Raw genomic sequence first — 17853 nt, 5'->3', positions numbered from 1 at the left:
TCACACCAGGTAGGCGTTGTCGAGGTTGAGGTAGGAGAACTTGTTGAGCGTCACGCCGTGCAGCCGGGCGGCGGAGACCTGGAGCTGCCCGCGCACGACGAGGTCGATGAGGAACGCCTCGTCCAGGAGGATGGAGGAGATCTTCTCGTGCAGGGCGTTGGCGGCGGCCGTGTCGGTCTCCGGCTTCGTCCAGGCCTCCTGCACGACCTCGGTGTACTCGGCGGAGCGGTATCTGGAGGTGTTCTTCGCCTCGTTGAAGGGGTACGCGCTCACGGCGAGGGTGGAGGGCTGCACCTGGGCGAATCCGTGTCCCATGGACCACAGGGCCGGCATGCCCTGCGAGATCAGTTTCTTCTGCGCGGTGGCCCCGTCGGTGGGCTGGAGCGTGACGTGGACGCCGATCTGCTTCAGGTCGTACTGGATGGACTCGGCGATCGCCGTTTCTCCGGGCAGCGCGATGTGCAGCATCGGAAGGTCGAGCCTGCTGTGCCCGGCGGACTTCAGGAGCGCCCGCGCCTTCGCGGGGTCGTGGGTGTAGTGGGTGCGGTGGGCCTCGGTGAAGGCCGGCGAGGACTTGGGCCAGGGCGCGGCGGAGGCGAGACCGTAGCCGCCGAGGGTCTGGGCGACCAGCCGGTCGCGGTCGACGGCCCGGGCGAGTGCCTGGCGGACGGTCCGGTCGTTCAGCGGGGCGACGGTGGTGTTGACGCCGAGGTAGATGGCTCCGGCGCCGGTGTCGTAGTCGCTGATGGTGAGGCCGGATTCACCCTTGACGACGCCGATGCTCTTGCCGGGGACGTCGAAGGAGAGCTGGGACTGACCGGAGCGCAACGACGAGATCAGCGCGTCGGCCTGGGCTATCACCCGTAGCTCGACCCCGTCGAGGTAGGGGCGTCCGGGCTGCCAGTACGCGTCGTTGCGGGTGAGGCTCAGGCCGGAGCCGGGGCTCCACTTCTTCAGCTCGAACGGGCCGGTTCCGATGAACTTCTTCCCGGCGACGGCGTCCTCGACGCTCTCCGGGTCCGTGATGATCATGAACTCGAACAGGTCGAAGAGGTTGTTGACCGGGTGGGCCAGCTTGAGGACCAGTTCGTGGTCGCCGCGCTTCTCGAACCCGGTGATCGTGGCCGCCGTGCTGCGCAACTGGGCTGCTCGCACCGGGTTCTGAAGGTTCTTCACGGCGAATACGACGTCGTCGGCGGTGAACTCGCGCCCGTTGTGGAAGGTCACGTCCTCACGCAGCCGCAGCGTGATGCTGCGGCCGTCCTTGGCATACGTCCAGGAGGTGGCGAGCTCGGGTTTCGGGCGGAGGTCGTCGTCGTAGCGGGTGAGGGTGTTGTAGATCAGCCGTTGCTGGAGCGACTGGCCGCTCTGGGCGAACAGGAGGGCCGGCGTGAAGTCGGCGTTGACGGCGACGTTCAGCACGCCGCCGCGGTGGGGTGCGGCGCTCGCGCCCTGCGGGCTGGACGAGGTGTCGGACACGGCCGAACGGCAGCCCGCAAGACCCAGTCCGAGGAGCAGGGCGCCGCCGCCTGCGGCGCGCAGGGTGGAGCGCCGGGTCGGACCGGAGGGCGTGAAGGGGTACAGCTCGGTCATCGATGCCTGCCTGTGACGGTGAGAAAGGGTGAAGGTGAGGGCGCGGCGGAGCGCGGGGCCGTATTCGTTCCGCTGCGGGACGAATAAAGCGACGGGGCGGCGCTGGTCGAAGGACGTGCCGGGCCGCGTGGGCGGCGCACGGCATCAGCACGGAGGCGGAAGAAGGGGAGCCCGCCGCGAGGAGGAATGTGCGGCCGGTCGGGCCGTGACGGGGAGCCGGGCCCGGGTGATCCGACGGTGCCCGGGGAGTACGGCTCCCCGGTGACGGGTCAGCGGGGCGACGGGAGCGGCCGGGCGAAAGCCCTGGGAGCTGCGGTCCGGGTCAGCTGTGGACGGCACAGACCGCGCTGGCCTGTCGACAGAGGTCGACGTGCCTGCGGGAGATGAGGCGCATGTCCGGGTTCACGGGAGCAATATGACAGCGGCCTCGGCGGGCGGTCAACCTGCCGCGTCCGCATCCTGGTACGACGCACCTTTCCGCCTCCGCCGGGCGGCTACCGCAGGGACGTCGTCAGGGGGCTTCTGAAAAGGGAGTTCAGCACGACGGCACCGGCCGCGACGGGGAGGACGGCCGTCCCGGCATGCGGACTGACGATGCGTTCGGGGTCCTGGCAGACGTGCGAGTGGTCGACCGCCGCGCCCCTGATCTCCTCCAGGTACTCGGGATTGACCAGGCTGGCGTGCTCGGTGACGACGACCAGGTCCGGGTTGAGGACGTCGAGCAGCAGGGCGGTCGCCCGGCCGACCGCGCGGGCCCGCTCGCGCAGCAGCCGGTCCGCGCGCCGGTCCCCCGCCGCCGCCGCGTCCACCACCAGCAACGCGTCCGGCCAGGGCACGATGCCTCGGCGTACGGCCGTCCGCGCCATGGCGACGTTGGAGACCGTCGCCTCCAGGCAGCCGGACCGGCCGCACGGGCAGACCACCGTGGAGTCCGGCACGGGCAGGTGTGCCACGTCCCCGGCACCGGACCCCGGCCCCTGGTGGACCACCCCGGTGATACCGAGCGCCGCGTCGACCACGTTGCCGATGAACAGGTGGACCAGGCTCCGCCGTGCCTCGGGCCGGCCGAAGAGGATCTCCGACTGGGCGACCGCGCGGGCGTGGTTGTCGACGCGCACCTCGAAGCCGTCCAGGCCACGGGCGAGTTCGGCGGCCAGCGGACGGCCGGCCCAGCCGAGCATGGCGTGGCGCACGGCCGTGCCCGTGCCGGGGTCGACCCAGCCGCCCAGGGCCGCGCCCACCCCCAGCAGCCGCCTGCCGCGCCCGGCGTCCCGGAGGAAGGCGCGCAGCCCCCGGACGATCTTCGCGGGCAGGTCGCCGGGGGCGATGCCGTCGTGCGGGAAGGTGCGCCGGTCGAGCAGCCGGCCACGCAGGTCCAGCAGCCCGAACGTCGAGTAGGGCACCCCGATGTGGACCCCGGCGGCCAGGGGCCCCTCGCCCTCCCCCGTGTGCAGGTCGACCGGGATCTGCGGGCGGCCCACCCCGTTGCTGGCGACCAGCTCCGGCAACTCCCGTACCAGGCCCAGGTTCACGAGGTCGGTGCACTGCCGCGAGACGGCGGCCTGGCTCAGGCCGGAGCGCTCGGCGATCGCCCGGCGGGCGACGGGCCCGTGGTCCAGGACGGTCCGCAGCACGGTGGCGGCGTTGGTCTCGCGCCGTCCGTCACCGGTGGCGCGGAAGAGGCGGGGGGCGGCAGTCATAAGGGCCTTCCTTCGGTCCTGCGCCGGCGGGGCGCTCGCAACGTTACGGCGGCGTGAATTCGCACGGGCCCTGTCACCCGACCCGGTACCGGCCTTCGCCCGCTACCCGGAACCATGGATGAAATCCCAGGTCAGGCTGGGCTTTTGGGCATTCTTCCGGAGCGATGGGGACCGCGTGCAGGCGCCGATTGAACCACTGCCGCACGCCCTGCGGGGTGCCGGAGGGCGCTTGACGTACGCGGCGGGGCGCTGGAAGTCTCCGGGACATGTTCGCGACGGCACTTCCCGATGCGCGGCCCGCCCGCGCCGGCCGCCCCGCACCGCAGCCCGTGTGTCCGGGCCCCTGTACCGCCGCCTGACCGGCGGACACCTCACCGCGCTCCCGCGTCAACGCCCCGATCCCGCGCACCGTCGCGCCGGGCATCGCCTCGTCTCCATCTGCGGGCCACGTTCCGCCCGAATTACTTCCTCTCCAAGATTAATCAGCTCGCCGTCGGCCGCGCCGTACCTCCGGCCGGGGACGAGCACGTCCTCCCGAAGGGAAACCGTCATGTCCTCCACCACCACCGCCGCACCCGCCGTCACCGTCCAGAAGCTCGGCGGCCGCATCGGTGCCGTCGTCTCCGGTGTCCGCCTCGGCGGCGACCTCGCCCCGGAGACGGTCACCGCCGTCCGGGACGCCCTGCTCGCCAACAAGGTGATCTTCTTCCGCGGCCAGGACCACCTGGACGAGGAGAGCCACGAGGCCTTCGGCCGGCTGCTCGGCACACCCGTCGCCCACCCGACCGTCCCCTCGGCGGACGGCCGTTACTCGCTCGGCATCGACTCCGACCACGGCGGCCGGGCCAACCAGTGGCACACCGACGTCACCTTCGTCCCCGCCTACCCCGCCTTCTCCATCCTGCGGGCCGTCGTGATCCCCCCGTACGGCGGCAACACCCTGTGGTCCAACACGGCCGCCGCCTACGCGGAACTGCCCGAGCAGCTGCGCACCCTGGCGGACGGTCTGCGGGCCGTCCACTCCAACGACTACGACTACGTGTCGGTGCGCCCCAACGCCCTGCCGGAGGCGCTGGAGCAGTACCGGGAGGTGTTCACCTCCACGAAGTTCCTCACCGAGCACCCGGTGGTCCGCGTCCACCCCGAGACCGGTGAGCGCGTCCTGCTGCTGGGCAACTTCGTGCAGCGCATCAGCGGTCTGACCGGCCGCGACTCGCGGGCCCTGGTCGACCTGTTCCAGTCCCACATCGAGCGCCCGGAGAACACCGTGCGCTGGGACTGGCAGGTGGGCGACGTCGCCATCTGGGACAACCGCGCCACCCAGCACTACGGCGTGGACGACTCCGACACCCACGAGCGCAAGCTGCGCCGCGTCACCATCGACGGGGACGTCCCGGTCGGTGTCGACGGCCGCTCCTCCACCCTGATCAGCCCGGAAGCGGTCCCGGACCCGTCCTTCGGTATCGCGTCGGGTGCCTCCAACGCCGAGGCGCCGGCTGCGTGAGCGCGTACTCCGCACTCCCGGCGGGCGGCGCTCCGGCGCCGCCCGCCGGGGCGCCCCCTCAGGTGATCGTGGTCCTCACCGACCAGCAGCGCTGGGACACGGCCGGTGTGCACGGCAACCGGGCGGGCGTGACACCCGAGTTCGACCGGATCGCCCGCGAGGGCACCCTGTTCGAGCAGGCCATCACCCCCAACCCGGTCTGCGCTCCGGCCCGTTCGGCGCTCCAGACCGGCCGCTACCCGACGTCGGCCGGCGTCTTCCGCAATGGGCTGCCGCTCCCCCAGGGCATCCCCACGCTGGCCGGCGAGTTCGCGGCGGCCGGATACGCCACCGGCTACATCGGCAAGTGGCACCTGGCGGGTGACGACAATCCAGACGGCCCCGTACCGCCCGGACAGCGGGGCGGCTACGACAGCTGGCTCGCCTCGGACCGGCTCGAATTCACCTCGGACGCGTACCGCACGGTGGTGTACGACGAGGACGGGGAACCGGTCCGGCTGCCCGGCTACCGCTCCGACGCGCTGATCGACGCGGCGATCCGCTTCGTGGCCGACCACCACGACCGGCCCTACCTCCTCTTCCTCTCCCTCCTGGAGCCCCACCACCAGAACCCCACCGACGACTACCCGGCCCCGGACGGCTACCGCGAGCGGTACGAGGGTGCCTGGCTGCCGCCCGACCTGGCCGCGCTCTCGCCGGGTGCCGCGCAGGGCGGAGCCCACCGTCACCTGGGCGGGTACCTCGGGCAGATCAAGCGGGTCGACGAGGGGGTGGGCCGGCTCCGCGACGCCCTGCGGAGCCTGGGCACCGAGGCGAACACGGTCCTGGCGTGGACGGCGGACCACGGCTCCCACTTCCGTACCCGCAACAGCGAGTACAAGCGCTCCGCCCACGAGGCGTCGGTCCGGGTCCCGCTCGCCGTCACCGGCCCCGGCTTCACGGGCGGCGGGCTCGTCCGCCGGCCCGTCGGCACGCTGGACCTGATGCCGACGCTGCTGGCGGCCGCGGGGCTTCCCGTTCCGCCGGGGGTGCAGGGGCGCTCCCTGCTGCCGCTGGCCGGTGGGGGCCGCGATCCCGGCCGGCCGGATTCCGCGTTCGTCCAGATCAGCGAGGACCGGGTGGGGCGCGCGGTGCGCACCTCGCGCTGGAAGTACGCCGTCCAGGCGCCCGGCGCGGACGCCTGGAACGCCCCGGACGCGGACCACTACACGGAGACGGAGCTGTACGACCTGGCGGCCGACCCGTACGAGCTGGACAATCTCGCCGGCCTGGAATCGCACCGCGCGGTCGCCGACGAGCTGCGCCGGGAGCTGCTCGGCTGGCTGGAGCGGATCGAGGGCGCGAAGCCCACCGTGGAACGGGCTCCGGCACGCCCGGCGGGGCAGCGCCTCGCGGAGTCGTTCCCGGACGGCACACCGTGGGAGGGGGCCCGTTTCGGCCATCGCCCGCGCCCTTGACGCGGTCCTGTGCCGCCTCCGTCCCGCGGCCCTGGGCCGGAGGCGGCACCGGACCGCCTGCTAGGATTGTCACGCTGTTCAGCGTGTACCGAGGAGACCAGACATGGCAGGCGACGACGACATCTCCGGGTGATACCCGGGGCCGATAGCCACAGCGGGCGCCGAGGGCGCCGCCGCAGTGGCCATGTCGTTGTTCCCTTTGGCCATTCCTCCGGGGCCGCGGTCCGTGCCGACCCCGGATTCACACGCGAGGTCTCACGCATGTCCGACGCACCCATCATCTGCTCGAACCTTTCCTTCTCCTGGCCCGACGACACGCCGGTCTTCGCGGGCCTGTCCTTCACGGTGGGCAACGGCCGCACCGGGCTCGTCGCCCCCAACGGCTCCGGGAAGAGCACGCTGCTCAAGCTGATCGCCGGTGAGCTCCGGCCCACCGCCGGCTCCGTCACCGTCGACGGCACGCTCGGCCAACTCCCGCAGAGCCTGCCCCTGACCGGCGGCCTGTCGGTGGCCGAGGTGCTCGGCGTCGACGCGGTGATCCGCGCACTGGACGCCGTGGAGTCCGGTGATGTGGGCGAGGAACACTTCGCCGTCATCGGCGACGACTGGGACATCGAGGAGCGCACCCGGGCCCAGCTCGACCGGCTCGGGCTGGACGGCATCGCCCTGGACCGGAGCATCGGCACGCTCAGCGGCGGCCAGGTCGTCTCGCTGGGGCTGGCCGCCCAGCTCCTGAAGCGGCCGGACGTCCTGCTGCTGGACGAGCCGACCAACAACCTCGACCTCGATGCGCGCCACCGCCTCTACGAGACGCTGGAGGCGTGGAGCGGCACGCTGCTCCTGGTCAGTCACGACCGCGCGCTGCTGGACCGCATGGACCGCATCGCCGAACTCGGACCGGAGGAACTGCGCCTGTACGGAGGCAACTTCACGGCCTACGAGGAGGCTGTGCAGGCCGAGCGCGAGGTGGCCGAGAAGAACGTCCGCAACGCCGAGCAGGAGCTGAAGCGGGAGAAGCGCGAGATGCAGCAGGCCCGCGAACGGGCCGAGCGCCGCGCGAGCAACGCGGCGCGCAACCTCAAGAACGCCGGACTCCCGCGCATCTTCGCGGGAAACATGAAGCGGGGTGCCCAGGAGTCGGCGGGCCGGGCCGGCCAGACGCACGCCTCCCGGGTCGGCGACGCCCAGGCCCGGCTCGACGAGGCGGGGCGTGCCGTACGCGATGAACAGCACCTCACGCTCGACCTGCCGGACACCGACGTGCCCGCCGGGCGCACGGTCCTGCTCGGCGAGCGGATGCGCATCCGCCTCGGCGGCCGGGAGCTGTTCACGGGTGAGGGTGCCGGCCTGACGGTCCGGGGGCCCGAACGCATCGCGCTGACCGGGCCCAACGGCGCGGGCAAGAGCACCCTGCTGCGGCTGGTCAACGGCGACCTGGAACTGGACGGCGGCCTGATCAAGCGTGCCGACGGGCGGATCGCCTACCTCTCGCAACGCCTCGACCTGCTCGACCTCGACCGGACGGTGGCCGAGAACTTCGCCGCTTTCGCCCCGCACCGGACGGAGGCCGAGCGGATGAACCTCCTGGCCCGCTTCCTCTTCCGCGGTGACCGTGCCCACCTGCCGGCCGGTGTGCTGTCGGGCGGCGAACGGCTTCGGGCCACGCTGGCCTGCGTGCTGTGCGCGGAGCCGGCCCCGCAGCTGCTGCTCCTGGACGAGCCGACCAACAACCTCGACCTGGTCAGCGCCGATCAGCTGGAGGGCGCGCTCGCCTCCTATCGCGGGGCGTTCGTGGTGGTCAGCCACGACGAGCGGTTCCTGGAGCGGATCGGGGTGGAGCGGTGGCTCCGGCTGGCCGGCGGGGAGCTGCGGGAGACGGGGGCCCCGCAGACGTGAACCGCTGACGTGCCGTCCCGGCCCGCGCCCGAGGCCCCGTGCCCGGCGGGCCCAGAACCGATCACGTCGGAGGTACCCATGCCTGCCACCACCCCGCCGCCCGCCCTGCTCGCCCACGACCTCATCCGCACCCTCGGCACGAAACGGGTCATCGACGGGGTGTCGCTCACCGCGTCGCCCGGCCACCGCATCGGGCTGATCGGCGAGAACGGCGTCGGGAAGTCGACCCTCCTGCGGCTGCTCGCCGGAGCGGACGAGCCCGACGCCGGCCAGGTCACCCGGCCCGCCGATGTGGGCTTCCTGCACCAGGAGATGCCCTTCGACGCGCACTCCACCGTCGCCGGCGTCCTGGACGACGCGCTGCGCGAGGCCCGCGCGGACCTGGCGGAACTCGACCGGCTCTCCGGGCTGCTCGCCCGTACGCCCGAGGGCGCCCCGGCGCACGCGGAACTCCTGGAGACGTACGGCCGGCGTCTCGAACAGGCCGAGGAACGGGAGACCTGGGACGCCGACCGGCGCGCGGCCGTCCTGCTCGGCGGGCTCGGCCTCGCCGCGTTGCCGCACGGGCGGACCCTCGGTTCGCTGTCGGGCGGGCAGCGCGGCCGGCTGGCGCTCGCCGCTCTGCTGGTGCGGCGGCCGTCCGCCCTGCTGCTGGACGAACCGACCAACCATCTGGACGACGAGGCCGCCGCGTTCGTGGAGGAGCAGCTGCGCACGATGCCGGGGCCCGTGGTGATCGCCAGTCACGACCGGGCCTTCCTCGACGCCGTCTGCACGGATCTGATCGACCTCGATCCGGCGGTGGACGGACCCGTGCGGTACGGGGGCGGGTACAGCGACTATCTGGCCGGGAAGCACGCGGAGCGGGCGCGGTGGGAGCGCCGGTACGCCGAGGAGCAGGAGGAGATCGAGGCCCTGCGCCGCTCCGCAGCGGTGACCGCACGCCGGGTCACGCCGGACCGCGGGCCCCGCGACAGCGAGAAGATGGGGTACGGGCTGCGGGCGGGCCGGGTGCAGAGCCAGATCGCGCGCCGGGTGCGCAACGCCGCCCGCCGCCTCGACGAGCTGGAGCGCCGCCAGGTCGCGGAGCCGCCCGGGCCGCTGCGCTTCCGCTACACCGCCCGCGCCGAGCCGTCCGCGCCGGGCACCCTGGTGTCCCTGCGCGAGGTACGGGTCCCCGGCCGGCTGGCCGTCGGCCGCCTCGACATCGCGGCATCCGAACGTCTGCTGGTCACGGGTGGCAACGGGGCGGGCAAGTCGACGCTTCTCGCGGTGCTCGCCGGGCGGCTCGGCGCTCGGGGCGGGATGGACCGGCGGCCGGGTCTGAGCGTCGGGGTCCTCACGCAGGACACCGTGTTCGCCCGGCCCGACCGTACCGTCGGCGACACGTACGAGGGTGTGCTGGGCGTCGAGCGGGCCGAGCGGGTGCCGCTCGCCTCGCTCGGTCTGCTGCACGAGGCGGACGCGGACAAGCCGGTGGGGCAGTTGTCGGCGGGTCAGCGGCGCAGGCTCGCCCTCGCCCTGCTGATGGCCCGCCCGCCGGAACTGCTGCTGCTGGACGAGCCCACGAACCACCTCTCGCCCAGGCTGTGCGACGAGTTGGAGGAGGCGCTCGGCCCCGGGCCCGGCGCGGTCGTGGTGGCCAGCCACGACCGCTGGCTGCGCCGGCGGTGGCGGGGGCGCGAACTGCGCCTGGACGGCCCTTAGCGTCTGCTCTCCTGTCCGGGATCGCGGTGGATGGGGGTGTGCGAGCCGGTGAGCGGGGTGCCCGTGCCGCCCCGGCGCACCGCGACGATCTCCGCCGCGATGGACAGGGCGGTCTCCTCGGGTGTGCGGGCACCGAGGTCGAGGCCGATCGGGGAGTGCAGCCGGGTCAAATCGTCTTCCGTGACTCCGGCTTCACGCAGGCGCCGGTTGCGCTCCCGGTGGGTGCGGCGGGAGCCCATCGCGCCGACGTACGCGACGGGCAGCCGCAGGGCCGCCTCCAGGAGGGGCACGTCGAACTTGGTGTCGTGGGTGAGGACGCACAGGACGGTCCGGTCGTCGGTCGTGGTGCTCCGCAGATAGCGGTGCGGCCAGTCGACCACCACCTCGTCGGCCCCGGGGAAGCGGGCCCGGGTGGCGAAGACCGGCCGCGCGTCGCACACGGTGACGTGGTAGCCGAGGAACGCGCCCGCCCGGACGAGCGCGGTCGCGAAGTCCACGGCGCCGAAGACGATCATGCGGGGCGGGGGCAGGCTCGACTCGACGAAGAGCGTCAGGCCGCCGGGGCAGTGCGAGCCGTCCTCGGCGATCTCGACGGTGCCGGTACGGCCGGTGTCCAGCATGGCGCGGGCCTCGGCGGCGGCCGACCGGCCGAGTTCCGGACGGCCGCCGATGTGCCCCTCGTACGCTCCGTCGGCCGACACGGACAGCGCCCCGCCGAGCAGGTCGTCGGGGCCGCGCACCACCCGGGCGAGAGCCACCGCCTCCCGCCGGGTCGCGGCCGCCACCGCCGCCCGCAGCACCGGTGCGGCCGGGCGCACGGGTGCGATCAGGATGTCGATGACGCCGCCGCAGGTGAGACCGGCCGCGAAGGCGTCCTCGTCGCTGTACCCGAAGCGCCGGCGCACGGTCCGCCCGTCGTCCAGGGCCTGTTCGCAGAGCTCGTACACCTCCGCTTCCACGCAGCCCCCGGAGACGGAGCCCACGACGGTTCCGTCCCGGTCGACGGCCAGGGCGGCGCCGGGGCCGCGTGGCGCGCTGCCGTCGACGGCCACGACCGTGGCGACGGCGAAGTCCCGGCCGTCCTCGAACCAGGGGTGCAGCCGGTCGGCGATCTCAAGCACCCGGGGTGTCACCCGCCGCTCGCAGGACCCGGTCGGGGCGGATCGGCAGGTGCCGGTGGCGGACGCCCGTCGCGTGCCACACCGCGTTGGCGACGGCGGCGGCGACCCCGACGACGCCGATCTCGCCGATGCCCTTGATGCCGACGGGATCGCCGGGCACGTGGTCGTCCACCCAGTCCGCCTCGATGAGCGGCACGTCGGCGTGGGCGGCGACGTGGTATCCGGCGAGGTCGGCGTTGACGTGACCGCCCGACGCCTCGTCGCGGACCGCCTCCTCGTGGAGCGCCATGGAAAGCCCCCAGGTCATGCCGCCGATGAGCTGGCTGCGGGCGGTGAGCGGGTTGACGATGACGCCCGCGGCGAAGATCCCCAGCAGTCTGCGGGCGCGTACCTCGCCGGTGGTGATGTCCACGGCGACCTCGGCGAACTGCGCGCCGAAGGAGTGCCTTTCCTGCTCCGGGAGGGCCTCGATGGCATCGGCGGTGTCAGAGCGGGCGGTGATTCCCTCCGGCGGGACGGCACCGCCCAGGGCCAGCCGTTCGCGCACATCGCTCGCCGCGAGCCGGACCGCCCAGCCCCAGGAGCGGGTGCCGGTGGAGCCGCCGGCGATCGCGGCGGGGCCCAGGTCGCTGTCGCCGACGCGTACGCGGACGCGGTCCGGGTTCACCTGGAGGGCGTCCGCGGCGACGAGCGCCATGGCGGTACGGGCGCCGGTCCCGATGTCCGCGGCGTTGATCCGCACGGTGAAGGTGCCGTCGGCCTCGGCGGTCACGGCGGCCGTCGACCGGCCGACCCCGGAGGGGTAGGAGGCGGCGGCCGTGCCGGTCCCGAGCAGCCAGCGGCCCTCTCGGCGCAGGCCGGGTCGCGGGTCGCGGTCCGCCCAGCCGAACCTGCGGGCGCCTTCCTCGAAACAGGCGAGCAGGTTGCGGCTGCTGAACGGCAGACCGGATACCGGGCCCGCCGCGGGTTCGTTGCACACCCGCAGCGCGATCGGGTCCACACCGCATTTCCCGGCCAGTTCATCGAGGGCCGATTCGATGGCGAAGGAACCGGGCGCCTCCCCGGGGGCACGCATCCAGGTCGGTGTCGGCACGTCCAGCCGTACCACGCGGTGGCGGCTGCGGTGCGCGTCGGCGTCGTACAGGACGCGCCCCAGCACCGCGCTCGTCTCGACGAACTCGTGCACGGTCGATGTGAGGTTCAGCGCCTCGTGGTCAAAGGCGCGCAGCCTGCCGTCGGCGTCGGCCGCGAGCCTGACGCGCTGGGCCGTGGGGCTGCGGTAGCCGACGAGCGAGAACATCTGACGGCGGGTCATGACCACGCGTACGGGACGCTGGAGGAGTGTGGTGGCCATGACGGCGGCGACCTGGTGGGCGCTCAGCCCCTTGGAGCCGAAGGCGCCGCCGATGTGCTCGGAGCGCACCCGCACCGATGCCGGGTCCAGGGAGAAGAGCTGGGCGAGTTCGGCGCTCACCCAGGTGCTGCCCTGGTTGGAGTCGATGACGTCGAGCCGGCCGTCGTCCCAGCGGGCGGTCGCGGCGTGCGGCTCCATCGCGCAGTGGTGTTCCTCGGGAGTGGTGTACTCCTCGTCCACGAGGAAGGCGGCGCCCTCGATCCGCGCCTCCAGGTCGCCCTTCTCGGCGTCCGCCCGCACCATCGGGGAGTCCTCGGGCCGGTAGGCGTCGTCGCGTCCGGCGCGGAACGCCACGTCGTGCGGCTCCTCCTCGTAGCTGACGGCGAGCGCTTCGGCCGCCTCCCTGGCCTGCTCGGACGTCTCGGCCACCACCAGGGCCACCGGCCAGCCGACGAACGGCACGCGGTCGTGCTGGAAGAGCCCGACGACCGGGTTCGGCCGGCCCAGCATCCCCACGTAGCCGGCGTCGACGCGGGGCGCGTTCCCGTGGTGCAGTACGGCGAGGACGCCGGGCATGGCGAGGACGGGTTCGTCCGCGACGGCGGTGATCCGTCCCTTGGCCACGGTGGAGAGGACCAGCCAGCCGTGGGCGAGGCGGGCGAAGGGGACCTCACCCGCGTAGCGGGCCGCCCCGGTGACCTTGTCGCGGCCCTCCACCCGGGTGCGGCCCGAGCCGACGGCTCCGGTGGCGGTGTTCGGGCCGGTGGTGGTGGTCATCGGACGGCCTCCTCGGCGAGTCGGGTGAGCACGGCCACGACGAGGTTGCGCATCAGCGTCACCTTGTAGCCGTTCGCGGGGAGCGTCTTCGCGGCGGCCAGTTCGGCGCCGGCCGCCGCCGCGAAGGCGTCCGCGTCGGCCGGGCCGCCGGTCAGCGCCCGCTCGGCGGTACGCGCCCGCCACGGCCGGGAGGCGACCGCCCCGAACGCGAGGCGGACATCGCGTACGACCCCGTCGCGTACGTCGAGGGCGGCGGCGACCGAACCGATCGCGAACGCGTACGAGGCGCGCTCGCGGACCTTGCGGTAGTGGGAGTGCGCGGCGGCCGGTGCGGGCGGCAGCGTGATGCCGGTGACGACGGCGCCGGCCGGGAGGGCGGTCTCGATGTGCGGGGTGTCGCCCACCGGCAGGTAGAAGGCATCGATCGGCAGGTCGCCGGGGCCTTCGGCCGTTTCGTACGAGATGACCGCGTCGAACGCCGCGAGGGCGACCGCCATGTCGGAGGGGTGGGTGGCGACGCAGTGATCGGACGCGCCGAGGATGGCGTGGTTGCGGTGCTCCCCCGCGATGGCGGCACAACCACTGCCGGGTGTGCGCTTGTTGCAGGGTTTGCTCAGGTCGGCGAAGTAGCCGCAGCGGGTCCGCTGGAGGAGGTTTCCGCCGACGGTCGCCATGTTGCGCAGCTGCCCGGACGCTCCGGCGAGCAGCGCCTGTGCGAGGGCGGGATAGTGGCGCCGTACGTCGGGGTGGGCCGCCAGATCGCTGTTGCTGACGGTCGCGCCGATGCGCAGTCCGCCGTCCGGGGTGAACTCGATTTCCCCGAGGGGGAGTTCCTGGACGTCGATGAGGAGCGTGGGACGCTCCACGCCCGCCTTCATCAGGTCGACGAGGTTGGTGCCCCCGCCGAGCAGCCGGGCCCCGGGGTCGCTGCCGAGGAGGGCGACCGCCCCGGCGATGTCATGGGCCCGTTCGTAGCCGAACTCCCTCATGCCACGGGCTCCTTGGTCTCGTCGGCGGCGTTCTCAGCCGCTCGCGCGACCGCCTGCACGATCGACGCGTACGCGCCGCAGCGGCACAGGTTGCCGCTCATCCGCTCGCGGATCTCCCCAGCGGTGAGCGCGGGCGCCGGAGCTTCGGGCCGCACGTCCTCGGTGACGGCGCTGGGCCAGCCGGCGGCGTGCTCCTCGATGACCGCGAGGGCGGAGCAGATCTGGCCCGGAGTGCAGTACCCGCACTGGTAGCCGTCGAGATCCAGGAAGGCCTGCTGCACGGGATGCAGCCGGTCGCCGTCGGCCACGCCCTCGATGGTGGTGACCTCACGCCCCTCGGCCGCCACCGCGAGCTGGAGACAGGAAAGGGCCCGGCGGCCGTCGAGCAGTACCGTGCAGGCGCCGCACTGGCCCTGGTCGCAGCCCTTCTTGGTGCCCGTCAGGTCGAGATGCTCGCGTAAGGCGTCGAGCAGGGTGGTGCGGTGGTCGACGGGCAGCGTGTACTTTTCGCCATTGATGTGCAGGGTGATGGCACTGGACGTCGATGGGGCCATGATCAGCCTTCTTTCGCATTGCTCGGGAGCGTCGGACGCGACGGTGCCGGAAGTCGAAGGGCGATGCGTGCGGGTGCGGGGACCATGGGCACCGGTCGGCCAAGTGGCTTGATCCGGCGCTATGGTGGAGCCAAGCGGACAGCTGTCCGCTTGATTGTCGAACCTAACGGACAGCTGTCCGGTGAGCAAGGCCGTACCCGGCCGTGGCTCCGGGAGGGGAGAAGGCGTGCGGGAAGCCCGGAGCACTCCCACGCGTCCGGACGCGCAGCGCAACCGCGAGCGCATCCTCGCCGTCGCGCTCACCGAGCTGACGCGCGACGCCGGCGCGCCCGTCAGTCTGATCGCGAAGAAGGCCGGCGTCGGCCAGGGCACCTTCTACCGCAACTTCCCGCACCGCGAGGCGCTCGTCCTGGAGGTCTACCGCTACGAGATGCAGCAGGTCGCCGACACGGCCGCCCAACTGCTCCGTGACCGCCCCGCCGACCGCGCCCTGCGCGAGTGGATGGACCGGCTCGCGCGGTACGCCATGACCAAGGCAGGCCTCGCCGACGCCCTCCGTGCGACGACGAGCGGACACGGCACCCTGGCCCAGGTCGGCCACGGCCCGGTGACCGAGGCGATCACGCTCCTCCTGGAGGCGAACGAGCGGGCGGGCGGCATCCGCCCCGGGATGACCCCCGACGACTTCCTCCTGGCCATAGCGGGCCTGTGGCAGCTCGACCCCCGCAGCGACTGGCAGCCCCGCGCCGCCCGCCTCTTCGATCTCGTGATGGACGGGCTGCGCGCGGGGGCCGCGGGCTGAGACGGCGGGTGTCCGGGGCGGGTGCCCGCGTCAGTCGGCCAGGCCGGCCGCGAGGGTGGCGCCCAGTTCCCAGCACGCCTCGGTGTCGGCCCTGCCCGGCTCCCCCGTCACCTTCACGGCGTCCGCCGCCCGGCGCCAGCCCAGTCCCGTGGTGATCGTCTCGATGCCGCGCACGGCCCCGGTGACGTCGTTGCCGCCGTGCACGTAGTAGCCGAACGGACGGCCGCCCGTGGTGTCGAGGCACGGGTAGTAGATCTGATCGAAGAAGTGCTTCAGCGCCCCGGACATGTACCCGAGGTTCGCCGGGGTGCCGAGGAGCAGCCCGTCGGCGGCGAGTACGTCGGAGGCCGTCGCGGCGAGCGCGGCGCGGCGCACGACGCGTACGCCCTCGATCTCGTCGGTCGTCGCACCGGAGACGACGGCCTCGAAGAGGGCCTGGCAGTTGGGCGAGGGTGTGTGATGCACGATCAGGAGAGTGGGCACAGCACCGAACCCTGCCGTTCCCGTCCCGCCGTCGCAAGCGGGACGCGCCCCGCGAGCGACGGGGTCAGGAGCGGTGACCGAAGAACTCGACCTCGGCGACCGCCACCCGGCGGCCCTTGCCGGTGCCGTACGCGGAGTCGAGCGTGAGCCGGACACGGACGGTCTGCGAGCCCCGTAGGTCGAAGGTCTGCTGTCCCGCCTGGTCCGCCGGCCGGATCGTGTGCGTGCTCGTGCTGCCGTCCTTCGCGGTGAGTTCCGCGGTGATCCTGGCGGGCCTGGCCTGTGTGAGGAACTCGTCCGTGCGGGCCGACGTCCCGGAGAACACCACGATCTTGGTCAGCCGGACCGGCTGGTCGAAGTCGCACTCCAGGTACTCCCCCTGGCCGTCGCCGGGGTCCTTGGGCGCCCAGTACCGGTTGTTGAAGCCGTCGAACGCCGCACCGGCGGCGTGCCCCGGTGCCGCGCTCGAACCGTGGCACGCGGAGGGCGGCATGGACTCCGGTGCGCCGGTCTCCTCCTTGGCGAGGCCGAGCAGACCGGACAGGTACGGGAGCGCGAACCACACGCCGGCCAGTACGACGAGCAGCGCGAGGGGCACCCCGAGCCTCGGCAGGCTGCGGCGCCGCCGGGGCCGCGCTCCGGCGGAGTGCGACCTCGCCGGGCCCCGGTGGAAGATCCGGCGCCACCACGGCGGGCGTACCGCGGGAGGGGCTCCCGGGTCGAGGAGGAGCGCGCACCGGACGCACAGGGTGCGCTCCGGAGCGTTCCGGGTGCCGCAGCCGGGGCAGACCACGGGCTCGCCGGCCGCCCTCGGCGCGGGGTCCGGTGGCGCGGGCGTGGTGGGTGCCCGGTCGGGCGTCCACGCCGCGGGGCCGGGCGGGGGCCCGTCCGGACCGTCGCCCGGCCGCCGGGGCGCGGCCCCCGCGGGCTGCACGGAGGAGCGGGCCGGGCCGGGGGGCGTACGCGGCGGGGCCGGGGCGGGCCCCCCAACGGGAGGGGCGGCTCCCGGCGGCCGTTGCGCGGGGACTGCCGGCAGGAGACCGGCGGCCGAGGGACCGGTCGCGGGAGGCCCTGGCGAAGGTCCGGCAGCGGGTGGCCCCGGCGGCGAGGCCGGGGGCGCGGGTGTGTGGGCCCGGGGCGGCGGGGGGCCGGGCGGCGTGGACGCGTCAGCGGCAGGACCGGCCGTCCGCGGTGGCGGTGCGGGGGCCGGCGGGCCGGGTGCGGGGCCCGACCGGTCGCCCCGGCCCGTCCCCGTATCCCCCTCGTCCGGCTCCCAGGCGAGAAACGCCTCGCAGGAGGCGCAGAATTCGCGCCCCGGCTCGTTCCTGCGCCCGCACGACTCGCAGATCACTGGGCAGCACCCCCCGCGCCCCCGTCCGGGGGCAGGATCTCCAGCGTGAAGCCCACATGGGCCGGGACCTCCGCGGCGATGAGCTCCTCCAGACGCGCCCGGTCGATGTCCCGGCCGGGCCGCTCCCGGACCCGGATCGTCACCCAGGGACGCGGGGCGCCCGGAAGCGCGGTCTGCGGCCCTGTGGACCAGGCGGTCCCGCCGCTCTCCGTGATCTCGGGTTCCGTACCCGTCCGCAGCCGCACCGCCTCGGCGAGGCCGCCCGCCGTGCCGCGCCGGGCGTGCCGGGCCACCGCGCCCCGCACCGTCTCGCGGCGTCGCACGTCCGGGCTGTCCTCGTGGGGCTCCGCCGCCACCCACTGGGCCAGCCAGGCGAGGAAGTCGTCCGGGGCGCTGCGCGGGTCCAGGTGGGCGGGCAGGTTGTCGATCGTGAGCAGGACCGGGGCGAGGACGTCGTCGAGGGCGCCCAGGAAGCGCCGGAGGAAGTCCTGCTCCAGGTAGACGGCGGGCAGTTGCTCGACGAGCGGGTGCGGGGTGGCCAGTCCGGGGACGCCGGTGCGCATGG

Annotated in this window: 15 protein-coding genes; 5 read left to right on the top strand and 10 right to left on the bottom strand. The window is 73.7% G+C overall.

What is annotated here, in order from left to right:
- The 3 genes from B082_RS0112210 to B082_RS0112205 form a co-directional block, all read right to left on the bottom strand.
- Positions 1-1593 carry an ABC transporter substrate-binding protein gene (locus B082_RS0112210; protein WP_018552081.1) on the bottom strand — a complete coding sequence of 531 codons (1593 nt, stop codon included), beginning with the start codon at positions 1591-1593 and terminating at the stop codon, positions 1-3.
- Positions 1594-1915: 322 nt separating this feature from the next.
- Entirely contained in the window at positions 1916-1987 is a 72-nt protein-coding gene (locus B082_RS40395; protein ID WP_317824983.1) for a putative leader peptide, read from the bottom strand.
- A 100-nt stretch (positions 1988-2087) separates the two neighbouring features.
- The gene (locus tag B082_RS0112205) at positions 2088-3293 is read right to left on the bottom strand and encodes an ROK family transcriptional regulator (protein WP_018552080.1); all 1206 of its coding nucleotides are present in this window, start codon (positions 3291-3293) and stop codon (positions 2088-2090) included.
- Positions 3294-3843: 550 nt separating this feature from the next.
- Between B082_RS0112205 and B082_RS0112200 the strand changes: the two genes are divergently transcribed.
- The 4 genes from B082_RS0112200 to B082_RS0112185 all read left to right on the top strand — a co-directional run bounded on the left by B082_RS0112200 (position 3844) and on the right by B082_RS0112185 (position 9857).
- Positions 3844-4797, top strand: a complete 954-nt coding sequence (locus B082_RS0112200) for a TauD/TfdA dioxygenase family protein (protein WP_018552079.1) — start codon at positions 3844-3846, stop codon at positions 4795-4797.
- Positions 4794-6254, top strand: a complete 1461-nt coding sequence (locus B082_RS0112195; RefSeq protein ID WP_051094611.1) for a sulfatase-like hydrolase/transferase — start codon at positions 4794-4796, stop codon at positions 6252-6254. The genes B082_RS0112200 and B082_RS0112195 overlap by 4 nt, the downstream gene beginning before the upstream one ends.
- A 261-nt stretch (positions 6255-6515) precedes the next feature.
- The gene (abc-f, locus tag B082_RS0112190) at positions 6516-8150 is read left to right on the top strand and encodes a ribosomal protection-like ABC-F family protein (protein ID WP_018552077.1); all 1635 of its coding nucleotides are present in this window, start codon (positions 6516-6518) and stop codon (positions 8148-8150) included.
- A gap of 78 nt (positions 8151-8228) precedes the next feature.
- Positions 8229-9857 carry an ABC-F family ATP-binding cassette domain-containing protein gene (locus B082_RS0112185; protein ID WP_018552076.1) on the top strand — a complete coding sequence of 543 codons (1629 nt, stop codon included), beginning with the start codon at positions 8229-8231 and terminating at the stop codon, positions 9855-9857.
- Here the strand turns inward: B082_RS0112185 and B082_RS0112180 are convergent.
- The 4 genes from B082_RS0112180 to B082_RS0112165 are packed head-to-tail and all read right to left on the bottom strand — an operon-like array spanning position 9854 to position 14652.
- The gene (locus B082_RS0112180; protein WP_018552075.1) at positions 9854-10978 is read right to left on the bottom strand and encodes an XdhC family protein; all 1125 of its coding nucleotides are present in this window, start codon (positions 10976-10978) and stop codon (positions 9854-9856) included. The two genes, B082_RS0112185 and B082_RS0112180, sit on opposite strands and share 4 nt — an antisense overlap.
- Positions 10971-13109 (bottom strand): xanthine dehydrogenase family protein molybdopterin-binding subunit, encoded by a 2139-nt coding sequence (locus B082_RS0112175; protein ID WP_018552074.1) that lies wholly within the window; start codon positions 13107-13109, stop codon positions 10971-10973. Before B082_RS0112175 ends, B082_RS0112180 begins: the two co-directional genes overlap by 8 nt.
- Positions 13106-14098: an FAD binding domain-containing protein gene (locus tag B082_RS0112170; protein ID WP_018552073.1), complete on the bottom strand. Its 993-nt coding sequence runs from the start codon at positions 14096-14098 to the stop codon at positions 13106-13108. Before B082_RS0112170 ends, B082_RS0112175 begins: the two co-directional genes overlap by 4 nt.
- A complete protein-coding gene (locus B082_RS0112165; RefSeq protein ID WP_018552072.1) occupies positions 14095-14652 on the bottom strand; it encodes a 2Fe-2S iron-sulfur cluster-binding protein in 558 nt (185 codons plus the stop codon). Before B082_RS0112165 ends, B082_RS0112170 begins: the two co-directional genes overlap by 4 nt.
- 226 nt (positions 14653-14878) lie before the next feature.
- On the opposite strand from B082_RS0112165, the gene B082_RS0112160 reads away from it, so the two are divergent.
- Positions 14879-15454, top strand: coding sequence for a TetR/AcrR family transcriptional regulator (locus tag B082_RS0112160; protein WP_018552071.1), 576 nt, complete (start codon positions 14879-14881; stop codon positions 15452-15454).
- A gap of 30 nt (positions 15455-15484) precedes the next feature.
- On the opposite strand, the gene B082_RS0112155 is transcribed toward B082_RS0112160, so the two are convergent.
- From B082_RS0112155 to B082_RS0112145, 3 genes are all read right to left on the bottom strand, one after another.
- A complete protein-coding gene (locus tag B082_RS0112155; RefSeq protein ID WP_018552070.1) occupies positions 15485-15937 on the bottom strand; it encodes a flavodoxin family protein in 453 nt (150 codons plus the stop codon).
- A gap of 64 nt (positions 15938-16001) precedes the next feature.
- Positions 16002-16535 (bottom strand): NADase-type glycan-binding domain-containing protein, encoded by a 534-nt coding sequence (locus B082_RS38655; protein WP_018552069.1) that lies wholly within the window; start codon positions 16533-16535, stop codon positions 16002-16004.
- Positions 16536-17284: 749 nt separating this feature from the next.
- Complete coding sequence (locus B082_RS0112145; protein ID WP_018552068.1) at positions 17285-17851, bottom strand: phage tail protein; 567 nt, start codon at positions 17849-17851, stop codon at positions 17285-17287.
- Between the last annotated feature and the right edge of the window lie 2 nt (positions 17852-17853).

The sequence above is a fragment of the Streptomyces sp. ATexAB-D23 genome, assembly GCF_000373645.1.
Taxonomy (GTDB): Bacteria; Actinomycetota; Actinomycetes; order Streptomycetales; family Streptomycetaceae; genus Streptomyces; species Streptomyces castrisilvae.
This window is presented reverse-complemented; position numbering and strand designations above follow the sequence as displayed.